16 protein-coding genes are annotated in these 17906 nt (G+C 45.0%); 4 read left to right on the top strand and 12 right to left on the bottom strand.

The window, feature by feature from the left end:
• Window positions 1-225: 225 nt before the first annotated feature.
• Window positions 226-2415: a M3 family metallopeptidase gene (locus L1D44_RS05885; protein WP_239889275.1), complete on the bottom strand. Its 2190-nt coding sequence runs from the start codon at window positions 2413-2415 to the stop codon at window positions 226-228.
• Window positions 2416-2843: 428 nt separating this feature from the next.
• Here L1D44_RS05885 and L1D44_RS05880 point away from each other — a divergent pair, with 428 nt between their 5' ends.
• Window positions 2844-4418 carry a PAS domain-containing methyl-accepting chemotaxis protein gene (locus L1D44_RS05880; protein WP_239889272.1) on the top strand — a complete coding sequence of 525 codons (1575 nt, stop codon included), beginning with the start codon at window positions 2844-2846 and terminating at the stop codon, window positions 4416-4418.
• Window positions 4419-4865: 447 nt separating this feature from the next.
• Here the strand turns inward: L1D44_RS05880 and rarD are convergent, their stop codons facing one another.
• Window positions 4866-5825 carry an EamA family transporter RarD gene (gene rarD, locus L1D44_RS05875; RefSeq protein WP_239889270.1) on the bottom strand — a complete coding sequence of 320 codons (960 nt, stop codon included), beginning with the start codon at window positions 5823-5825 and terminating at the stop codon, window positions 4866-4868.
• A 325-nt stretch (window positions 5826-6150) separates the two neighbouring features.
• Window positions 6151-6294 (bottom strand): hypothetical protein, encoded by a 144-nt coding sequence (locus L1D44_RS05870; RefSeq protein WP_239889263.1) that lies wholly within the window; start codon window positions 6292-6294, stop codon window positions 6151-6153.
• 420 nt (window positions 6295-6714) lie between these two features.
• Between L1D44_RS05870 and L1D44_RS05865 the strand changes: the two genes are divergently transcribed.
• On the top strand, window positions 6715-7497 hold the full coding sequence (locus L1D44_RS05865; RefSeq protein WP_239889261.1) for an SDR family oxidoreductase: 783 nt from the start codon (window positions 6715-6717) through the stop codon (window positions 7495-7497).
• A 59-nt stretch (window positions 7498-7556) separates the two neighbouring features.
• Entirely contained in the window at window positions 7557-8549 is a 993-nt protein-coding gene (locus tag L1D44_RS05860) for an AraC family transcriptional regulator (RefSeq protein WP_239889260.1), read from the top strand.
• 889 nt (window positions 8550-9438) lie between these two features.
• Here the strand turns inward: L1D44_RS05860 and rihA are convergent.
• Complete coding sequence (rihA, locus tag L1D44_RS05855; protein WP_239889258.1) at window positions 9439-10407, bottom strand: pyrimidine-specific ribonucleoside hydrolase RihA; 969 nt, start codon at window positions 10405-10407, stop codon at window positions 9439-9441.
• A 275-nt stretch (window positions 10408-10682) separates the two neighbouring features.
• Window positions 10683-12389 carry a gamma-glutamyltransferase gene (ggt, locus tag L1D44_RS05850; protein ID WP_239889256.1) on the bottom strand — a complete coding sequence of 569 codons (1707 nt, stop codon included), beginning with the start codon at window positions 12387-12389 and terminating at the stop codon, window positions 10683-10685.
• A gap of 287 nt (window positions 12390-12676) precedes the next feature.
• Here ggt and L1D44_RS05845 point away from each other — a divergent pair, with 287 nt between their 5' ends.
• Window positions 12677-13897, top strand: coding sequence for a GNAT family N-acetyltransferase (locus L1D44_RS05845; protein ID WP_239889254.1), 1221 nt, complete (start codon window positions 12677-12679; stop codon window positions 13895-13897).
• Between the two features lie 56 nt (window positions 13898-13953).
• On the opposite strand, the gene L1D44_RS05840 is transcribed toward L1D44_RS05845, so the two are convergent.
• The 7 genes from L1D44_RS05840 to L1D44_RS05810 form a co-directional block, all read right to left on the bottom strand.
• Entirely contained in the window at window positions 13954-14238 is a 285-nt protein-coding gene (locus tag L1D44_RS05840; RefSeq protein ID WP_239889253.1) for a hypothetical protein, read from the bottom strand.
• A 30-nt stretch (window positions 14239-14268) separates the two neighbouring features.
• The gene (locus tag L1D44_RS05835) at window positions 14269-14607 is read right to left on the bottom strand and encodes a hypothetical protein (RefSeq protein WP_239889251.1); all 339 of its coding nucleotides are present in this window, start codon (window positions 14605-14607) and stop codon (window positions 14269-14271) included.
• A gap of 102 nt (window positions 14608-14709) precedes the next feature.
• A complete protein-coding gene (locus tag L1D44_RS05830) occupies window positions 14710-14997 on the bottom strand; it encodes a hypothetical protein (protein ID WP_239889250.1) in 288 nt (95 codons plus the stop codon).
• 137 nt (window positions 14998-15134) lie between these two features.
• Entirely contained in the window at window positions 15135-15437 is a 303-nt protein-coding gene (locus tag L1D44_RS05825; RefSeq protein WP_239889248.1) for a hypothetical protein, read from the bottom strand.
• 269 nt (window positions 15438-15706) lie between these two features.
• Window positions 15707-16078, bottom strand: coding sequence for a hypothetical protein (locus L1D44_RS05820; protein ID WP_239889247.1), 372 nt, complete (start codon window positions 16076-16078; stop codon window positions 15707-15709).
• 90 nt (window positions 16079-16168) lie between these two features.
• Window positions 16169-16789, bottom strand: a complete 621-nt coding sequence (locus L1D44_RS05815) for a LysE family translocator (protein ID WP_239889246.1) — start codon at window positions 16787-16789, stop codon at window positions 16169-16171.
• A 348-nt stretch (window positions 16790-17137) separates the two neighbouring features.
• Window positions 17138-17869 carry a pirin-like bicupin family protein gene (locus L1D44_RS05810; RefSeq protein ID WP_239889244.1) on the bottom strand — a complete coding sequence of 244 codons (732 nt, stop codon included), beginning with the start codon at window positions 17867-17869 and terminating at the stop codon, window positions 17138-17140.
• Between the last annotated feature and the right edge of the window lie 37 nt (window positions 17870-17906).

Genomic DNA, 17906 nt, shown 5'->3' with positions numbered 1-17906 from the left:
ATTATAGAGACTATTGATGAGACGTTTGTGACTTATGGTGGGTTTTCCCTGTATCAATTTGTGACACATAAATCCACTAAATATTTGCTTTGAAAGTAGTTTAACTCTCTGATTTACTGTGTCTTGCTGGCGTTTTTTGCTAGTAATAATTCTGACGAACGACGTTTTTATGGCACAAAAAAAGACACGCATTTTGCGTGTCTTTTTAAGGTCAATCGCTAGCGATTATTTAGCCAATAAACCGCGACTGCGAAGCAGTGGATCTATCCCAGCTTCTTTACCACGGAACTGCTTGTATAGTTGCATAGGATCTTCGCTGCCACCCTGAGATAGGATGTTATCTCTAAAGGCATCAGCGGTAGCTTTGTCGAAGATGCCATTTTCCTTAAAGGCTTCAAAAGCATCGGCTCCTAGAATATCAGACCAGATGTAGCTGTAGTAACCGGCTGAGTATCCACCTGCGAAGATGTGCGAGAAGTAGGTACTGCGATAACGCGGCGCGATCTCAGCAATGAGGCCCATCTTGTTGAGTGATTCGGCTTCAAACTTAGCCGCATCTTTTGGCATAAAGTCAGTGACTGTGTGCCAATCTAAATCCAGTTTAGTTGCAGCCATATATTCAACGGTAGCGAAGCCTTGGTTGAACTTGCTTGCCGCTTGAATTTTCTTAACTAACTCTTGTGGGATCACTTCACCTGTTTTGTAGTGTTTAGCAAATTGCGCTAACACTTCTGGCTGTGTCATCCAGTTTTCCATCACCTGAGAGGGGAACTCAACATAGTCACGTGGTACAGAGGTACCCGCTTGAGAGCGATACTCGACATCAGATAGCATGCCGTGTAGCGCATGACCGAATTCATGGAACAGGGTGCTCGCTTCATCGAAGGTCAGTAGTGCCGGCTCATCGCCAGCAGGGCGAGGGTAGTTAAGCACGTTAACTATGATTGGCTTAGAGTCTACGCCATCCATGTTGTACTGCTGACGGTAAGAGTTCATCCATGCTCCACCACGTTTGCTGTCGCGAACAAAGTAGTCACCCATAAAGATAGCCATGAGCTCGCCATCTTTGTCATACACTTCCCATGTACGCACCTCATCATTGTACTTAGGTAGATCGGTACGCTCTTTAACCGTGATGCCAAATAGGCGGTTAGCCGTATAGAATACGCCTTTGAGGGTATTTTCTAATGAGAAATAAGGACGAGTTTGCTGCTCGTTGAAGCTGTATTTTGCCACACGGATCTTATCTGAGTAGTACCACCAGTCCCAACCCGCAAGTTTGAAGTCGCCGCCCTCAGAATCGATAAGTGCTTGCATGTCTGCCACTTCAGCTTCCGCTTGAGCAAGCGCCGCCGGCCATACCTTGTTTAGCAGTTCATACACGTTTTCAGGGGTCTTAGCGGTGCGCTCTTCGAGTACAAAATGCGCGTGGGTCTTATAACCCATTAGCTGCGCACGTTCTGCACGTAGTGCTGCCATCTTAGCCAAGATCTTCTTGTTGTCGTTGGCATTATCGTTATTACCACGTTCTACGTAACCTTTGTACAGCACTTCACGAAGATCGCGATTGTCTGCATAAGTTAAAAATGGTGTGATTGATGGACGAGACGTGGTGAATACCCATTTACCCTCGTGACCACGCTTAGTTGCTGTCTGCGCGGCAGTCGCGATGACACCTTCTGGTAGGCCTGCTAAGTCGGCCTTGTTGTCGATAACCAATTCAAATGCATTGGTTTCGGCCAGTAGGTTGTCACCAAACTCTAAGCTCAACTTGCCGATCTGCTCGTTCAGCGCACGTAGCTTGGTCTTGTCGGCATCAGTTAGGTTAGCGCCGCCACGGGTAAATGATTTATAGGTATCTTCAAGTAGTTTTGCCTGAGCAACATTTAAAGCGAGAGTATCGCGCTGATCATAAACCGCTTTAACTTTTTGGAATAGGGCATCGTTTAGCAGAATATCATCGCTAGCTGACGAGAGCATTGGTGACACTTCTTTTGAGATGGCTTGTAATTCTTCGTTGGTATCTGCGCCAGTTAAATTGTAAAACACACTCGCCACTTTGGTGGTTAGGTCACCGGAGAACTCCATTGCTTCGATAGTGTTAGCGAAAGTTGGCGCAGCTGGGTTATCGATAATTGCTTGAATCTCGGCTTTGTGCTGTGCAATGCCGGCCTTGAATGCGGGTAGGTAGTGCTCTGGCTTGATTTTGGCAAAATCAGGAATACCCAAGTAGGTATCGTATGGTTTGAAGAACGGGTTGCTGGCATTGTTTTCAATGATCTGTTGGGCAACGACGTTGGGTGCGACTTGTGTTTCAGCAGCCGTGTTAATCTTGCTATCGGTAGCGCTACATGCACTAAGAGCCAGTGCTAAGGCAACGGCAGAAACGATTGGTTTGAGGGTTAATCCCTTCATATTTATATCCCCGAGTTTGCTTGTTTTAATTCTCATTAATTAAGTTATCGTTAACCTCTTTAAATATCACGGTTTAAAGTGTTAAATCCAGCGCGAGATTGCATCATTTGTAACAAAGCGTGCGATTAGCTAATTTTTGCTCATTTAGCTGCCAATTCAGCGTATGTGAGGCTGCTTTCGTTAACTATGGCCGAGATCCCTCATCGCTGTTTGTGGCTAATAGCCCTTTGTATTGATGAGTTAGTATTGCGCTTATGATTTCACTGTAACAAGTAGGTAGCAAGTGTGCTTGATTTCCAACCGTGAAAAATGTGCAAAAATTTATGTTTTTCAATTATTAGAGTCATTTCGTGATAGTAATCAATCCTTTCTTTTTATGAATTTGTCAGAATGCTCGGTGTTTATTTCAAGTTAAAGGGCTGTTAGTCATGCGAAACAACCAACCGGTCACACAAAAAGAAAAGACATTGACCGATAACTGTATATTACTGTCCACAACGGATCTTGACGGTAATATTAAGTATGCAAACGAAGGTTTCATAAATGTGAGTGGCTACTGTTTTGATGAGTTACATAGTCAGCCCCACAACTTAGTTCGTCACCCAGATATGCCTGAGGCGGCTTTCGAATCTCTTTGGGCGCGTATTAAAACAGGTAAGCCTTGGGTGGGGATCGTTAAGAATCGCAGTAAAAACGGCGACCATTATTGGGTTAATGCCTATGTAGCCCCAGTCTATGAAAATGGCAAAGTCCATGAATATCAATCGGTACGCCGTAAGGCAACACCAGAGCAAATTGAACGCGCCCAATCAATTTATCAAAAGGTAAAAGCAGGAAAGCAGCCTAAGGAATTACGTAAGCCTATCTTAGGTTTTAGCGCTAAGTTATATGCTTGGCTAATCGTATCTGTGCTTATGGCGGTGATGCTTGCCAGTTACTCACCGATTGCCGCTGCCGTCGTGCTCACGATAGTGGGGGCGCTTGGTCTCAATTCTATTTTAAAACCGTTCAATAGCTTAGTCGCTCAGGCAAGAAATACCATAGATGATCCGCTTGCAACAGGGGTGTTTACGGGTCGTCAGGATGAGTTAGGCGCGGTTGGCTTTGCATTACAGTTTCTGCTGACCGAAACCGGTGGCGTAGTCGGGAGGATGGCTGATTCTGCGGCGTCAATCGAATCCCTTAGCGGCAGCTTAAACGACACAATTAATAGTACCCGTCAGCGCGCCGATAGCCAGAGCATGCAAACTAGCCAAGCTGCAACGGCGATGGAGGAGATGAGTGCCAGCTTTGCGGAGGTGAGTAATAACATTCACAGCGCTGCAACCGAGATGGCCGCAAGCAATGTTTCTGCTGAAAAGGGCCATGAACTATTAGAGCAGGTAATTGGATCAATTAATCAACTCAAAGATGAGGTGGGTAACTTCTCCTCGGTGGTCGCATCTATCGAGCAAGATAGTCACGATATTAATAATGTACTGGATGTGATCCGGAGTATTGCGGAGCAGACTAATCTGTTGGCACTAAATGCGGCGATTGAGGCGGCGAGGGCGGGTGAGTCCGGTCGTGGTTTTGCCGTTGTCGCCGATGAAGTGCGCCAGCTTTCCAGCCGCACCAGCGAGTCAACCTCTCATATCGAAGCCATAGTTACAAAGTTTCGTCAAAGCACGGAAAAAGCGGCTAAGACCATGGAGGCAGGCCAATACCGAGCTGAGCAATCGGTGGAGCTGGCTAAGAAGGTTGATGACTCGTTCGAGGCCCTACGAGACTCTATTATTAAGATGAATGTTATGAGTGATGAAAATGCCAGTGCCATGACACAGCAAACGGCGGTTGCCAATGATATTAGCCACTCAATTCAAGTGATCAATGAGTTAGCACTCGAAAGCCTTCAGCAGACACAGGATGCCGCAGAGCGAGGTGGCCAAGTTTCACGTTTATCCACTAAGACTCATAACTTGTCGAGACAGTTCTGGGAACAGAGCGTTCAGCGTAAAATATAGTTTTTGCACTCGCTTTTAGCGGTATCGAAATGAAAACGCAGTTTATCTAAGCTGCGTTTTTTTTGGTATTTTGAAATTAACGGCCAAGGAAAAGCAGGTTTTAAAGAAGGTGCTAGGAAAAGCAGGTTCTAGGTTCTAGGAAGAGCGAAGACGGTACAAGCTGGGACGGTATAAGCTGAGATGGTACAAGCTGAGATGGTACAAGCTAAGACGGTAAGAGCCGAACGGCCAGTGGCCTAGGGAACGTGACTGCGTCACTCACGGAACGCTGCGCTTACGGAAAAGCGGTGTTTGTTGTAGGTCAGGCTTTAGCCGTCATGCTTTTGATTTTCCTGGCAGGACGAAGTCCGTCCTCGAAGTGAAGCGCCCTAGAATCTAGCCCCTTCTTAAACCGCAAGATGAGATGAACCGTAGCGCAGTGGCTACGGTTCTGCTTAGCATGGTTTATTAATGCGGGTGTCGAGTTGCTCGAAACTTATGTCTCATATGTCTCATATGTTTTAGCGCTGGCAGTGCTTCTAAAGAACATAACAAGAGTCCAGTCCAGATTAAGGCGAAACTCACTGCTTTAACTTGATCAAAATGCTCATTAAATAAAACTACAGCCAGCAAGAATTGTAGGCTAGGCTCGATATATTGCATCAGTCCTATCATAGACAAGCTTGTCGCCCGGATAGCAAGGGCAAAGAAAACCAAAGGCATTAAGGTCACAGGCGCCGAGCCGATATAGAGTAGCAAAACTGAAACCTCTCCCGATAAGGCGGAAGATATCGCCACACTTTGGTCTGAACTCCACAACCATAATAAATAGATAGCGGCAAATGGCATAAGTATGAGGGCTTCAACGGTCACAGAGGTGAGTGAATCGAAGCGGATAAACTTCTTACAAAGGCCGTAAAGTGCAAAAAAGCTGCCCATGCTGAGTGCAAGCCAAGGCAGTTCGCCGTAGCTGTAGACCATGTAACCTATGCCACAAGTACCCAATACCACAGCCATTTTTTGTGCTGCAGTTAGTTTGTCCCCAAGAAACAGGACACCTAAACCGATGGCAAACAGAGGGTTAATGAAAAAACCTAAGCTGGCTGCAAGTACTTGCCCATGGGTAATCGCCCAGGTAAAGCTATACCACGACACGCACATGATAAGGGATGCCAGTCCACAGAGTAGTACCGACCTTTTGTCGGCTTTAAGCTGTGAAATAGTGGGCAAGCTACGACCCATTAGCAGAAATACGAGTACCATAAAGGGGACGGAGAACAAGATCCTAAATGCCAGTAGTTCATTAATATTCGCATTAGGAAGAAAGTGATAATAGAGCGGCATCAGGCCCCATAATAGGAACGAGAAGGCCGCGAGTGCATTGCCCTTAAATGACGATGTCGCGTTAACAGACGTTGTGGATTGCATATGAGTTTAGCTGGAATGGGTTAGGCTATGAAAGGCGGCTATTTTCTCATTAGCGGGGAGTAAAGAGTGTGACTTGAATCACCTTGTTATATTGAATTATATGTTGATAAGGATTCTGCTGTAGATAAGGATTTTACCTAGTACCTCCATTTATAGCTTAAGCATTAGGAGTCAATGGGCTCACGAGGAAGAGGGGGATTGCTTTTGGACAAAAGTTTGTTGGAGCTTGCAGCTCGACTAGCCCTTACATCGAAATCAATCAAACTGCGTTTGATAAAGGTCGTGAGCTTCCAGCTCACACTCGGGCAAGGAGGACTGCTCGTCCTTATCCTCCTTGCATCCACCATGACGCCCCGACGAAGTTACATGCATTAGATTCGGGCCTCTTACTCCAATAAAAATCGCCTAACGGCTCAGATGGGATATCCATGTCCCCCCGAGCCTGAACCATCATCCATGATGGTTCCACGGCATTTCCATTTCCGTATTTCGGTAACTTCGATGGGGAATGGGTGTTTTCTGTGAGTTTGTAATGAGCTGATAGCTTTTAGTTATAGCTAAAGCCACTATCGTATTTAAAACTCATTTTTGGACAAAAGTGAGTCACGAACAAAAACATACTCTGCCTCTTCGGATTACCTCAGGTATTGCCACCATATACTCAGCAGACATGAATGTAGCCAAATTCACATCCCCTCTACATTCCCAATAGAAAATGAGATAGACAAACAAAAGATGAAGGCTTCGCTTCAATACTGAACGAATAATTGGCACGATCTGATTGAATGCTGTCGTCATTGGATGCCTAGTAGCGCAATTTGAGAGTCTATAATGTCTCCATCAGTACGACGCTTAGCAAATAATAAGCACACTAATAGAGGCATTCAGCATGACAAACACGGCACTAATCACAGGCGCATCAAGCGGTATCGGTCTTGAACTGGCAAAAATTCACGCAAGCAAAGGTGGTAACTTGATACTTGTGGCTCGCTCTGAGTCCAAACTCAATAACCTTAAAACAGAACTAGAAAATCAGTATGGTATTCAAGTCACAGTCATTGCTTTAGATCTATCTCAACCTAGCTCAGCTCAAGAGCTATTTGAACAAACCGAAGCCCGTTCTCTACAAGTCGATACGCTAATTAACAACGCAGGTTTTGGTGGCCACGGCAAATTCCATGAACGTTCTCTGGTCCATGAACAAGCGATGATGCAAGTGAACATGGTTACATTGACTAATCTGACGCACCTTTATCTAAAGGGCATGGTTGAGCGTAAGCAAGGAAAAATCCTTAATGTGTCATCAACCGCTTCATTTATGCCAGGTCCTTTGCAGGCGGTGTATTACGCAACAAAATCATATGTCACCTCTTTCAGTCAGGCGGTCGCAGAAGAAGTTAAAGATAATGGTGTAACCGTGACAGCACTATGCCCGGGTACTGTGGCAACTGGGTTTGTAGAAGCGGGAAATTTAGAAGGCGTTGATGCGTGGAAAAATGCAAAAACACCAAGCTCCGTTGCTGAGTGTGGCTATAACGGTATGGAAAAAGGTGAGCTAGTGGCATTTAATGAGCCTTCGTTGAAGTTTATGCTTAACTGGATTATCCCGTTTTTACCGCGCAAGCTCGTGTTAAAAATCTCACGCCAAGCAATGGAAAAGAGCACCAAATAAAGTAACGGGCTAATTTGATATAGTCGGAATCTGTAGTGTCAATAGGTTAAAGTGTTGCGATGAAAAGAGCGAGTAAGTTTGTTATACCTCCAAACTGGAAAGTGCTATTTAAAGACTTGGGAATAGAGCTTCAACACATATTAGGTTTTGCCGAACTGCCACCAAGGTTGTTTGAACAAAATAAGGTGCAACTAACCCCGTATCAATACTTCCAACTATGGCATGGTATAGAAGCTGCCGCTCAGGTGAAAGGCATTGATATCGCGCTAAAGTTTGCGCAAGTTATGAGTTTTGAGTCATTTGATGCTCCAATATTCGCTGCAATATGCAGCGCGAACCTTAACGCGGCAGTAAAACGGCTCCAGGAATATAAACCTCTAATCGGGCCAATGTTACTCACTATCGAACAAACTGAGCAACATACTCGTATTGATATCGGTTGTTACGGCTATGACGGTGAACTGCCGAGCATGCTTAACCTTATGGAGCTAGTCTTTTTCACTCAATTGACACGGCTTGCTACTCGGTCAAACGTACAACCCGTGGAAATTATACTTCCAGAACTGCCGAATAACCTGAATGCCTATCAAGCTTACTTTGGTTGTTCCATTCACCAAGGTTTCAAAACAAGCATTGCGTTTCGTGCTGTGGACGCTCGAATGCCATTCCTGACTGATAATCAGATGATGCTGTCTGTTTTTGATGGTGAGTTAAAGCAGAGGTTGGAGGTAGTGCCCCATCATGGTACGACTTCTGATTCGGTATCAAAAATTTTGTTTGATTTGCTTCCTCAAGGTGAGAGCTCTATTGAATTTGTTGCGTCTCACATGGCAATAAGTAAGCGCACTTTACAAAGAAAACTAACTAGTGAAGGGGTTAGTTATCAAGCTGTCTTAAAGCAAGTACGGTTGCAATTAGCCGAACATTACTTAAATGAAACCGAGCTACCACTCATTGAGGTATCTTTCTTGTTGGGTTATCAAGAGCCAAACTCGTTTATTCGGGCGTACAGTTCATGGACTGGAGTTTCACCAGGGCAAGTTCGTACCTAGATTGTGATTAGATTATGTAATTGTTGATTACATACATCTGGCAAGCTTTGGGGCAAAAGCTATTCACCACAGAGGGCACGAAGATCACGAAGAAGAGCAACAGAGATAAGCAGCATAGCGGTATAGTTATTACTCCTAAGCATCAGAATCGTGCTTGTCTAACCTAGTGCTGATACGGCTGCGGGCTTCGATGACATGGATGTCATCGCAGAGCTTACAGGGATTGTACTTGCAGCGTCTCGCAGCAGTGTCTGCACATACCCCGCTGGAAGCGATTAATAGCCATGAAACGAAAATGTTGAACACTCTTCCCCGTAGCAGCAAATACAAAAAATGTAATCAGCCTTCATTCGATGGCTAACTCACTTTGGGGCATTTTCAAGTTAGAAACTAAACCTCTCAGCCGAGTGAGTACACCAATTATCCCGTGTAGATACGGCTGCGGGCTTCGGTTTCAGGGATGAAACCGTAGAGCGTATAGGGACATATTTACAGCGTCTTGCAGCAGTGTCTGTACATAAGGCCGCTGGAGGCGATTGATAACCATGAAGCTACAATGCAGAACACACTTCCCTGTAGCAACAGCACAGATAACAATGTAATCAGCCTTCATTCCAAGGCTAACCAACTTTGGGGCATTTCCTAGTTAGAAACTCAAACTCTACAACCTAATGATTACTCCAATTATCAAGTGTAGATACGGCCGTGACTGTCCATGACAAGGACGTCATGGCCGAGCTTCCAAGGATGGACTCGCTGCGTGTCACGGAAGTGTCTGCACATACGCCCGCTGCAGGCGATTGATAACTATGAAGCCGCAACTCATAACTCCCTATCAGATAGTGATAGCCCAAAAAATGTAACTAGCCTTCATTCGAAGGCTAAACTATTAATTGTAAGCTTCTAAACACTCAACGATTAAGTCGACAAAACCTTGTCTATCAAGTTTGCACAATACTTGGGTGTTATGTGGATTGTTGGTTAACTGATAACGATCAACCACCGTCATGCCTTGAGTATATTCACCTTTGGTTTCAACACCGACCCAGCAGTCATAAGCGGTAAATAGCTCAGGCTTGAGTAACCATGCGATGGTGCAAGGGTCGTGCAGCGGCGCACCTTCTAATCCCCACTTTGGATCTCTGTGGTAGATCATAAAGAAATCCAGAAGTTCGGCGACGCACTTGGCGACTGGGTTGTTAATGGTACGAATGCGCTCAATATCTTCATCCATGATCTGTGCTTGGTGAGTGATATCTAGGCCGCACATGGTAATAGGTATGCCCGATTTAAACACCATATCTGCCGCTTCAGGATCGACGAAGATATTAAATTCAGCCGCTGGCGTCCAGTTACCGGCTTCGGCTGCGCCGCCCATCAGTACGATACGCTCAATCTTGCTATGCAGCTCTGGGTAAGTAGCTAAAAAGAGAGCGATATTAGTCAGCGGCCCTGAAGGCACTAGTGTAACCGCTTCATCGCTTTCACGAACCTTTTGTGCCATCAATTCGATGCCTGAAATTGATAGTGGCTCAAAAGCCGGGTCGGGCAGTTTTGGGCCATCTAGGCCACTCTCACCATGAACGTTATCGGCAATGATCAGCTCACGGGCTAAAGGCTTAGGTGCTCCCGCTGCAACAGGGACATCGTGACGCTCAAGTAGCGTTAGAATACGTAGCGCGTTATTTAAGGTTTTATCTGGGGTTTGGTTGCCCGCACTGGTGGTGACGGCTAGCGGCATTAATGCGCTGCTGCTCATGGCCAAAATTAGGGAAATGGCATCGTCATGGCCTGGATCGCAGTCGAGGATAATTGGGGTAACTTTATGGGATTGTTGGTTTGCTTGAGTAGGGCTCATTGTTTGGCTCCGCAAAATGAGTGACTATTTAAATGGCTGTTTTAGCTTTGTTTAGCATCCTAGTGAGTTATAGAATCGAAAACTGTGACTGAGTAATCGCTTTGGGCTGCTACGCAGATGTTTTGCTTAATGTTTACGTGTTTGTCTAGCTTTTGCACAACCCATAAAAAAGCCCTTACTATAGCCATATTAGTAAGGGCCGAGTGTCGCTCTGATGTTTTAGTGGCTTAATTGCAAAGCTTCATTAAACAAACTGCTCAATATAGAATTCACTATTAGTAACCTGCGGTCTCGCTACCTGCGCGGCGGGGATCACTGGCGCCAAATATGCCTTGCTCTGTCAACATAATCGACTGGGTAGACCCTATGGCATTGTTGACTTTCACTTCGTGACCTTTAGCTCTTAGTAAGCTTTGGGTATCACGGTTAAGAGAGTGCTCAACGCGCAGCACGTCCGGTAGCCATTGATGGTGAACACGAGGGGCATAGGTCGCCTCGGCAATATTCAAGTCGTGATCGATGACGTTCATGATGATCTGCATGGTCGTAGTGATAATGCGCGACCCGCCAGGGCTACCCGTGACAATATAGGGCTGGCCGTCTTTCATCACTATGGTTGGGCTCATTGAGCTCAATGGGCGCTTATTGCCCTCAACGGCGTTGGCTTCGCCGCCCACTAAACCATAACCGTTCGGGGTGCCAGGCTTGGCTGAAAAGTCATCCATTTCATTATTGAGCAAAATCCCCGTGCCTTTTGCGACGAGACCAGAGCCATAACTGAAGTTGAGGGTATAGGTGTTAGAGACGGCGTTACCCCACTTATCAACCACAGAGTAGTGGGTGGTTTGATTGCTCTCATAGGGGGCAAGTTCGCCGGGTTTTATTTCGCTGCTAGGTGTCGCCTTGTCGGGGGAGATCTGTTTGGCAAGCTGTTTAGCGTAATCTTTACTGAGCAGTGCGTTGACTGGCACATCATAAAAGTCGGGATCGCCTAAGTATTCGCTACGGTCGGCATAGGCGCGTTTCATGGATTCGGTCATTAAGTGCAATGTGGCGGCGGTGTTGTGACCTAATTCCTTAATCGGATAGCCCTCTAACATATTGAGCATCTCGATAATATGGATGCCACCAGAAGAGGGAGGTGGCATAGATACCACTTGATAGCCTCTATATTTACCGACCACAGGCTCGCGCTCAACCACTTTATAGTTTTTAAGATCGGCTAAGGTCATGATGCCACCAGCCTCTTGAATGGCTGTAACTAGCTTGTCTGCGGTTTCGCCTTGGTAGAAGCCTTTGCTGCCGTGCTTGGCAATGAGTGACAAGGAGTGGGCGAGTTCGGGCTGTTTTAATAACTCACCGCTTTGATAATTACTGCCATCGGCTTTGTAAAAAATTTCGGCAGAACTGGGCCACTGTGCGATGCGTCTCTTAAGTCCCGATAATGAGGCCTGTAGATCGGGAGTAACGATAATGCCATCTTTAGCCATTTTAATCGCAGCATCGGTCACTTGTTTCATGCTCATGGTGCCGTACTTTTCGAGTGCCAGCTCCATGCCCATCACTGTGCCGGGAACGCCAACGGCTAAACCGTGCTCACGGCTGAGTTTGTTAACGGGGTTACCATCCTCATCGAGAAAAATATCGCGGTGGGCCTTAGCGGGCGCCATTTCGCGGTAATCGATGGCGATGGTTTTGTTAGGCTCGCTTAAGTGAACCAGCATAAAGCCGCCACCGCCGATATTGCCTGCTCTTGGCAGGGTTACCGCTAAACTAAAGCCAACGGCTACCGCCGCATCGACGGCATTCCCCCCCTGTTTTAAGATCTCAACCCCCGCTTGCGTGGCAAGGGCTTCTTGACTCGACACCATGCCGTGTTTGGCCCAGATAGGCTGAGCGGTGGCAATATGGCTATAAATAGAGGTTTCTTTAGCGGTTGCGGTAAGCGGAGTTATGGCCGTAAGCGTTAGGGGAATAGCCATTGAAATGGCGAAGGCCAATGCTTTAAACGAACAAGGCTTAAGCGAACGAGACCTAGACCTAGAATTAGACAAGGGTGACTTAAAAGCGCGCATTTTACATCCTTCATGATTATTGTTTTAGTTTGACTGTTATAGCATGAGGCTAAATGGTTATAGTATTGTGACTGTTTAGCTGTGTGCAATGTGACGTTTATTCGCTGCAAATGCAAGTTGAGGCGCTAGTGCGGCTTAGCTGTGAATGACTAAGCCAATCAACCACAAAGATTAACTTAACGATGGAGTGCGCCTTGGGCAATGAACATGACGCTCGTTTTTGCATTGTTGTCGACGAAAGTCTCTATCAAGTGGAGTTTATCGCCGCCATTAGTCAGTTTTCTAAAGAGAACTGGAATAGGTTAATGCGTGATAGTAATCCATTTAATCGATATGAATATTTGGCGGCACTTGAGTCCTGCGGTTGTGTCTGTACAAAGACAGGATGGACACCAATGCATATGCTGGTACGCAAGGTTAATGGTGATGAAATTGATGGCGTTATTGCGGTGATGCCGCTTTATATTAAAGCGCACTCCTACGGCGAATATATTTTTGATTGGGCATGGGCTGATGCCTATGAGCGCCATCAAATACCTTATTACCCTAAACTGCTTGCTGCTATTCCGTTTACTCCAGTTACAGGCATGCGTCTTGGGAGCATATTTGAACACACTTCTTTGCAGCAACAAGCGTTGTGGCAGGTGGTTAATCAGGCTCTGACTCGCTGCCTAGTTGATTATGGTTTTTCCAGTTGGCACTGTCTGTTTTTACCGAGATCTCAATTTACTCAGTTATCTAAGCAACAAAACCTTCAACGTTTAAGTACTCAGTTTCATTGGTTTAACCGTAATTATGCTGATTTTAATCACTTTCTTGATTCTCTTACTTCCAGAAAGCGTAAAGATATTAAAAAGGAAAGGCAGAAAGTCAGTAGGGTGGGCTTAACCTTTGAGTTTGTTGAAGGCGATGCCGTGACAGCAGAGTTGTGGCAACACTTTTATGCATGCTACCAAAGCACCTACGCGAAACGATCAGGGCATTATGGTTATCTTAACTTGGGATTCTTTGAGGCTATTGGAAGCACATTGAGCGAACAAATTGTGCTACTACTAGTGAGAGAGCCTCAAAGGCAGATAATCGCATCAGCATTGTATTTTAAATCTGCAACTCATCTGTATGGTCGCTATTGGGGCTCATTGATAGAAATGGATGCTTTACACTTCGAAGCCTGCTATTACCAAGGTATTGAATACTGCATTGCAAATAAATTACAGGTGTTTGATGCGGGGGCACAAGGAGAGCATAAGGTGGCAAGAGGCTTTGAGCCGATAGAAACCTATTCCAATCATGAGGTTGTTCATGGTGAATTTAGGTCAGCGATAGAGAGCTTCACCCAACAAGAGGCACAAAATATTAAGATTTATATGCAACAATTGAAAGCTAAGCTGCCTTATAAAACCGAGCCTAAATAGGCTCGGTTTTATAAACAATATATGACAATAACTTTTCTTTTTTGCTTATGACTTGTCTATCCCTTCTTGAATCTTGGTTTGCCTATCATAGTGAAACCAATTTCTTTCAAGGTATTAATTAAGGTATTAAAGCCTGCTGCATCCTCAATTGGGTGGACTGAGCAGATACAATCAATAGAGCTCAATAGCTTATCTCGCTCTCGCTTAAACTCTGCAGCTCGCTTCCAGCTCATCACTTCGGCTAGATATTGCTTATTGCTCATCCCTTCATGCTCTATATTACAGTTGACTAGTGCAGTACCTGTGGTCATTGAGGTGATTACATATGTCTGATACATCATGCATTCGTCCTTTAATCGGTTACAAATAGGTTAGCTGAAGGCTACGGCGTTAAAACCACGTAGCATCATGTGATTTTTGATCTTGGGTGACTGAATATTTTTATCTTCAATGAGTAATGGATAAAAAACATTAGGGTTAGCGACCTGATTGCCAAATAGAACGATGCCCTTGGTGCTTGTTTTTATGGCGGTTATTTCATATTTAAATTCAACTATTCGTTTTTTATTGATAACAAATACCGAGTCGCCTATTTTTGCTTGCTCTAAGGCTACGTAGCCATGCTGATGTGGCTCAAGGTCAAAGATTGCCCCCTCACCATAAATGGCAATATGGTCACGATTGCCTTTATTGTTAACTAGGTAGTTCATTGTTAATCCTTGAAGTAGAGTGGGTCGTGGGGCGATGTTTTTAAACAGTCATGCTACAAAATCACTTTGTTCATTTAGTGCTCATTAATGAAGATTTAATCATTATCTGACAATGGCTCGAACAATAACTGCAGCTGTCGCCTTGATGAAGCTGGTATCGGCATAATTACCCGTGCAAAGTGTGTCGTACAGGCTTGCATCCTCAGCTTTGTCTTGATGTGTTGCTGCAGCCAGAGCTGATCTAGCAGTAGCGACTTGTGCGTTAGCATTATTTAGCGAGTGGTCTAATAGACGCTCAAACCAGTTCAAAGTTTGTTGCCGCTCCTCGGCTAAACGCTGCTTGTTTAATGCACTTGCTAGATTTACTTTTAGGGTAATAATGCTATTCATATGTAGGCCTTGATGCTTATACCTGTGGTTATCAGGCATATCAGTGCCGGAGTAACCGCTTTGGGTTTTAACGCGTTATAACAATGGCTTGCCTAGCCATTTTTTTATGGTTTAGCTGAGGTCTAGCTAAGGTTCTACTATTGCTTAGATAAGGCCTTTAGTTTTGCAGATTCAGATCTCGCTTGTTGTAACCCTTTAATCAGCGTATCCACTTGTGAATCATCAAGGCAGTATAGTGACACTATATCGACGGCATACTCACCAATGGCTGTGAGATTCACTCCACCTTTAGGGCAAAGAACTGGGGCCATATAGGCTGCAACATAGACAGATGAGCGATTGGCACTGACCGATACTTTTTTACCTTCAATCGTCATGGCGTAGGGGCTCGTTGATACAAGTAAACCGATAATCACAGCTAATTGAGTGACTGTTTTCATTAAATGTACAGTAGATAATATAGACATGTTCCTGACACGCAGTTGACGAGTAATGTTTGGGTGAGTATACAGGTGTTTACTAGTGCAATGCAAGACACGTGTCTAGATAGGTGGTTGTTAGTTGCTTTACTGGTGAATGAATGTGTGAAGAATATGGGGGAGGGCGCTGGCCAGCATCAAAATCCTGTGGATTCAACATGCCTATAAACGCAAAAATGCCAAGCATTGTGCTTGGCATTTTGGTGGGTCAAGCAGCGAGTTAATTCGCGCTATCGGTTGAACTGATGCTGAATTGAAGCAGCTAACTTGTGTACCCACTTATTATAGTTTCGGTGGATGTCACCATCGTTATAATCTAGGTTAGTGCTATCAACATAGTTGATATTATAAAAATGTTCGTCATAGCTAATACGCACATGTGCTTTATGGGACCTTACCGTTATATAGGCATCAATGGTGTTATTGTCTACTTTGATTGGGGTCCAACCTTTGGCTTTACAGCCGTTAATGATTGCTTTTTCTGCTGACAGACTGCTATCTGTCGGAATGGCTTCCTGAGTGAGATTAGAAAGCTTGACCGAGGTACAAGCTGACAAACCTAACGTGCTCAATAGTAAAAACAGGATTGTTAACGACTTCATAAAGTTTACCCTTTAGTTTCAGCTCTTTAGCTGTGTTATTTTATTCAATCTAACTAATGCGTTAATTTTGTATGAGGCTTAGCCTTAGCCTTAGCCTAGGGCAAGCCAAACACCGACACCAATCATTAAGCTACCCGCGATGCGATTCATCCATTTGATGTTGTCGCCACGGCTTAGGAATATTCTCAGGCTCTTACCACCAGCGGCATAGGCCATCATGCTGATGAGTTCTGTGAATAGAATGATGCTGACCAGCGCGATAAGCTGCGGAGCAACATCTCGCTCGACACTGATAAAAGGCGGCAGTAGTGACACCATAAACGCCCAGCCTTTTGGGTTGGCGATAGCGGTGAAAAAGCCCTGTGAGATCAATTCTACATTACTGACGCTAGGCGTTTGCTGACCTTCAATGATGGCCATCTTGCCTCTTGAACGCCACATATTGACGCCGATATAACACAGGTACAGTCCGCCTACCCATTTCAATATGGCAAAAAGTTCAGGGTAGTTAAGCATGATGCTAGCAACGCCCATCACCGCAGCAACGGCAACTAACGCAACACCAACCAGCTCACCAACCATCATCCATAGGGTGCGGCGAAAGCCAATACTCATGCCCAGCGTCATAGCGAGCGTCATGCACATACCTGGGGTAATAGAAACAAAGAAGAAGGTCGGTAAAAACACCGCTAATAAAGTTAAGTCTGGCATTATTTAGTTTAAATCGAGATTAATCGAGCATGGATAGAAAAGGGGCACAGTGTAGAGAATAAACCTAACTTAGGGTAGAGCTGAGATCAGAAAAATCAGCCGAGAGGCAGGTTTTTAGTAATATCAAGCACGCTGGGAGCAAAGCTTTGGTTAACGCAGTCAATATCACTCTAGCGAGCTTTTTTCAAAGCGCAGAATATCACCACGAATGAGCGTGAGCTGCTATCACTTTAGAAGGCTAATTCCCAAGGTGAAATTGAGCTGATGATAGGACCGTCTTCTATGCTGGTGCTTGGTTAATAGCTTGAAACGCTCAAGGGGGGATTATGTGTCCTTGTAATCACTTGGCTAATCGATGGTATCAATAATAATGATTTCACAATCGGTTACCGCGTTTAAAAAAACGGACTTTGACTGAGTGACCTCTGCGCCATCACCTTTATTCATGGATGTTTTGTCCATGTTGCCAGCTGAGGGTACTAGAATGTCGAACATACCACTAGAGGCTAAAATGTATGCCTGATGGTGAATGTGATGCTCTATCATTGTCCCTTGGGCTAATCTACCACCGTAGATCCGTGCTTCTTGGTTGATAAAAAGCGGCTCAGTCTCTCCCTTGCTTTTATCCTCATTATATCCTGATACCAATAACGTTAGTGACTCTTGCTGCTGCGTAGGGAATTTTTGACTTTCCCAGCGAGGCTCAACGTTTTGCTTATTGGTCTCAATCCAAATTTGATAAAGGGTTAATGGGTCCTTGGTGCGATTATATTCCGAGTGCACAATGCCTGAGCCTGCACTCATTACTTGTACTTCACCCGCTGCCGTGATGCCTTTGTTTCCGCTACTGTCTTGATGGGTAATCGCACCTGAGCGAATAAAGCTGATAATCTCCATATTCCGGTGTGGGTGAGATGGAAAGCCCATGCCAGCTTCAACCCAGTCATCATTGACGACACGTAGTTTACCAAAGCCCATACGGGCAGGATTATAGTAATGAGCAAAGCTAAAGTGATGCTTAGTTTTGAGCCAGCCGTGGTTAGCATGGCCTAAACCGTTATAGGGATAATGTTTGATCATAAGATTTCCTTGCGCTTTAAATATAAATCTCATTGAT

Origin of the sequence: Shewanella sp. Isolate13 (assembly GCF_022398325.1) — a bacterium.
Taxonomy (GTDB): Bacteria; Pseudomonadota; Gammaproteobacteria; order Enterobacterales; family Shewanellaceae; genus Shewanella.
The sequence above is the reverse complement of the archived record's forward strand: the minus strand, read 5'-3'. Positions and strand labels throughout refer to the sequence as shown.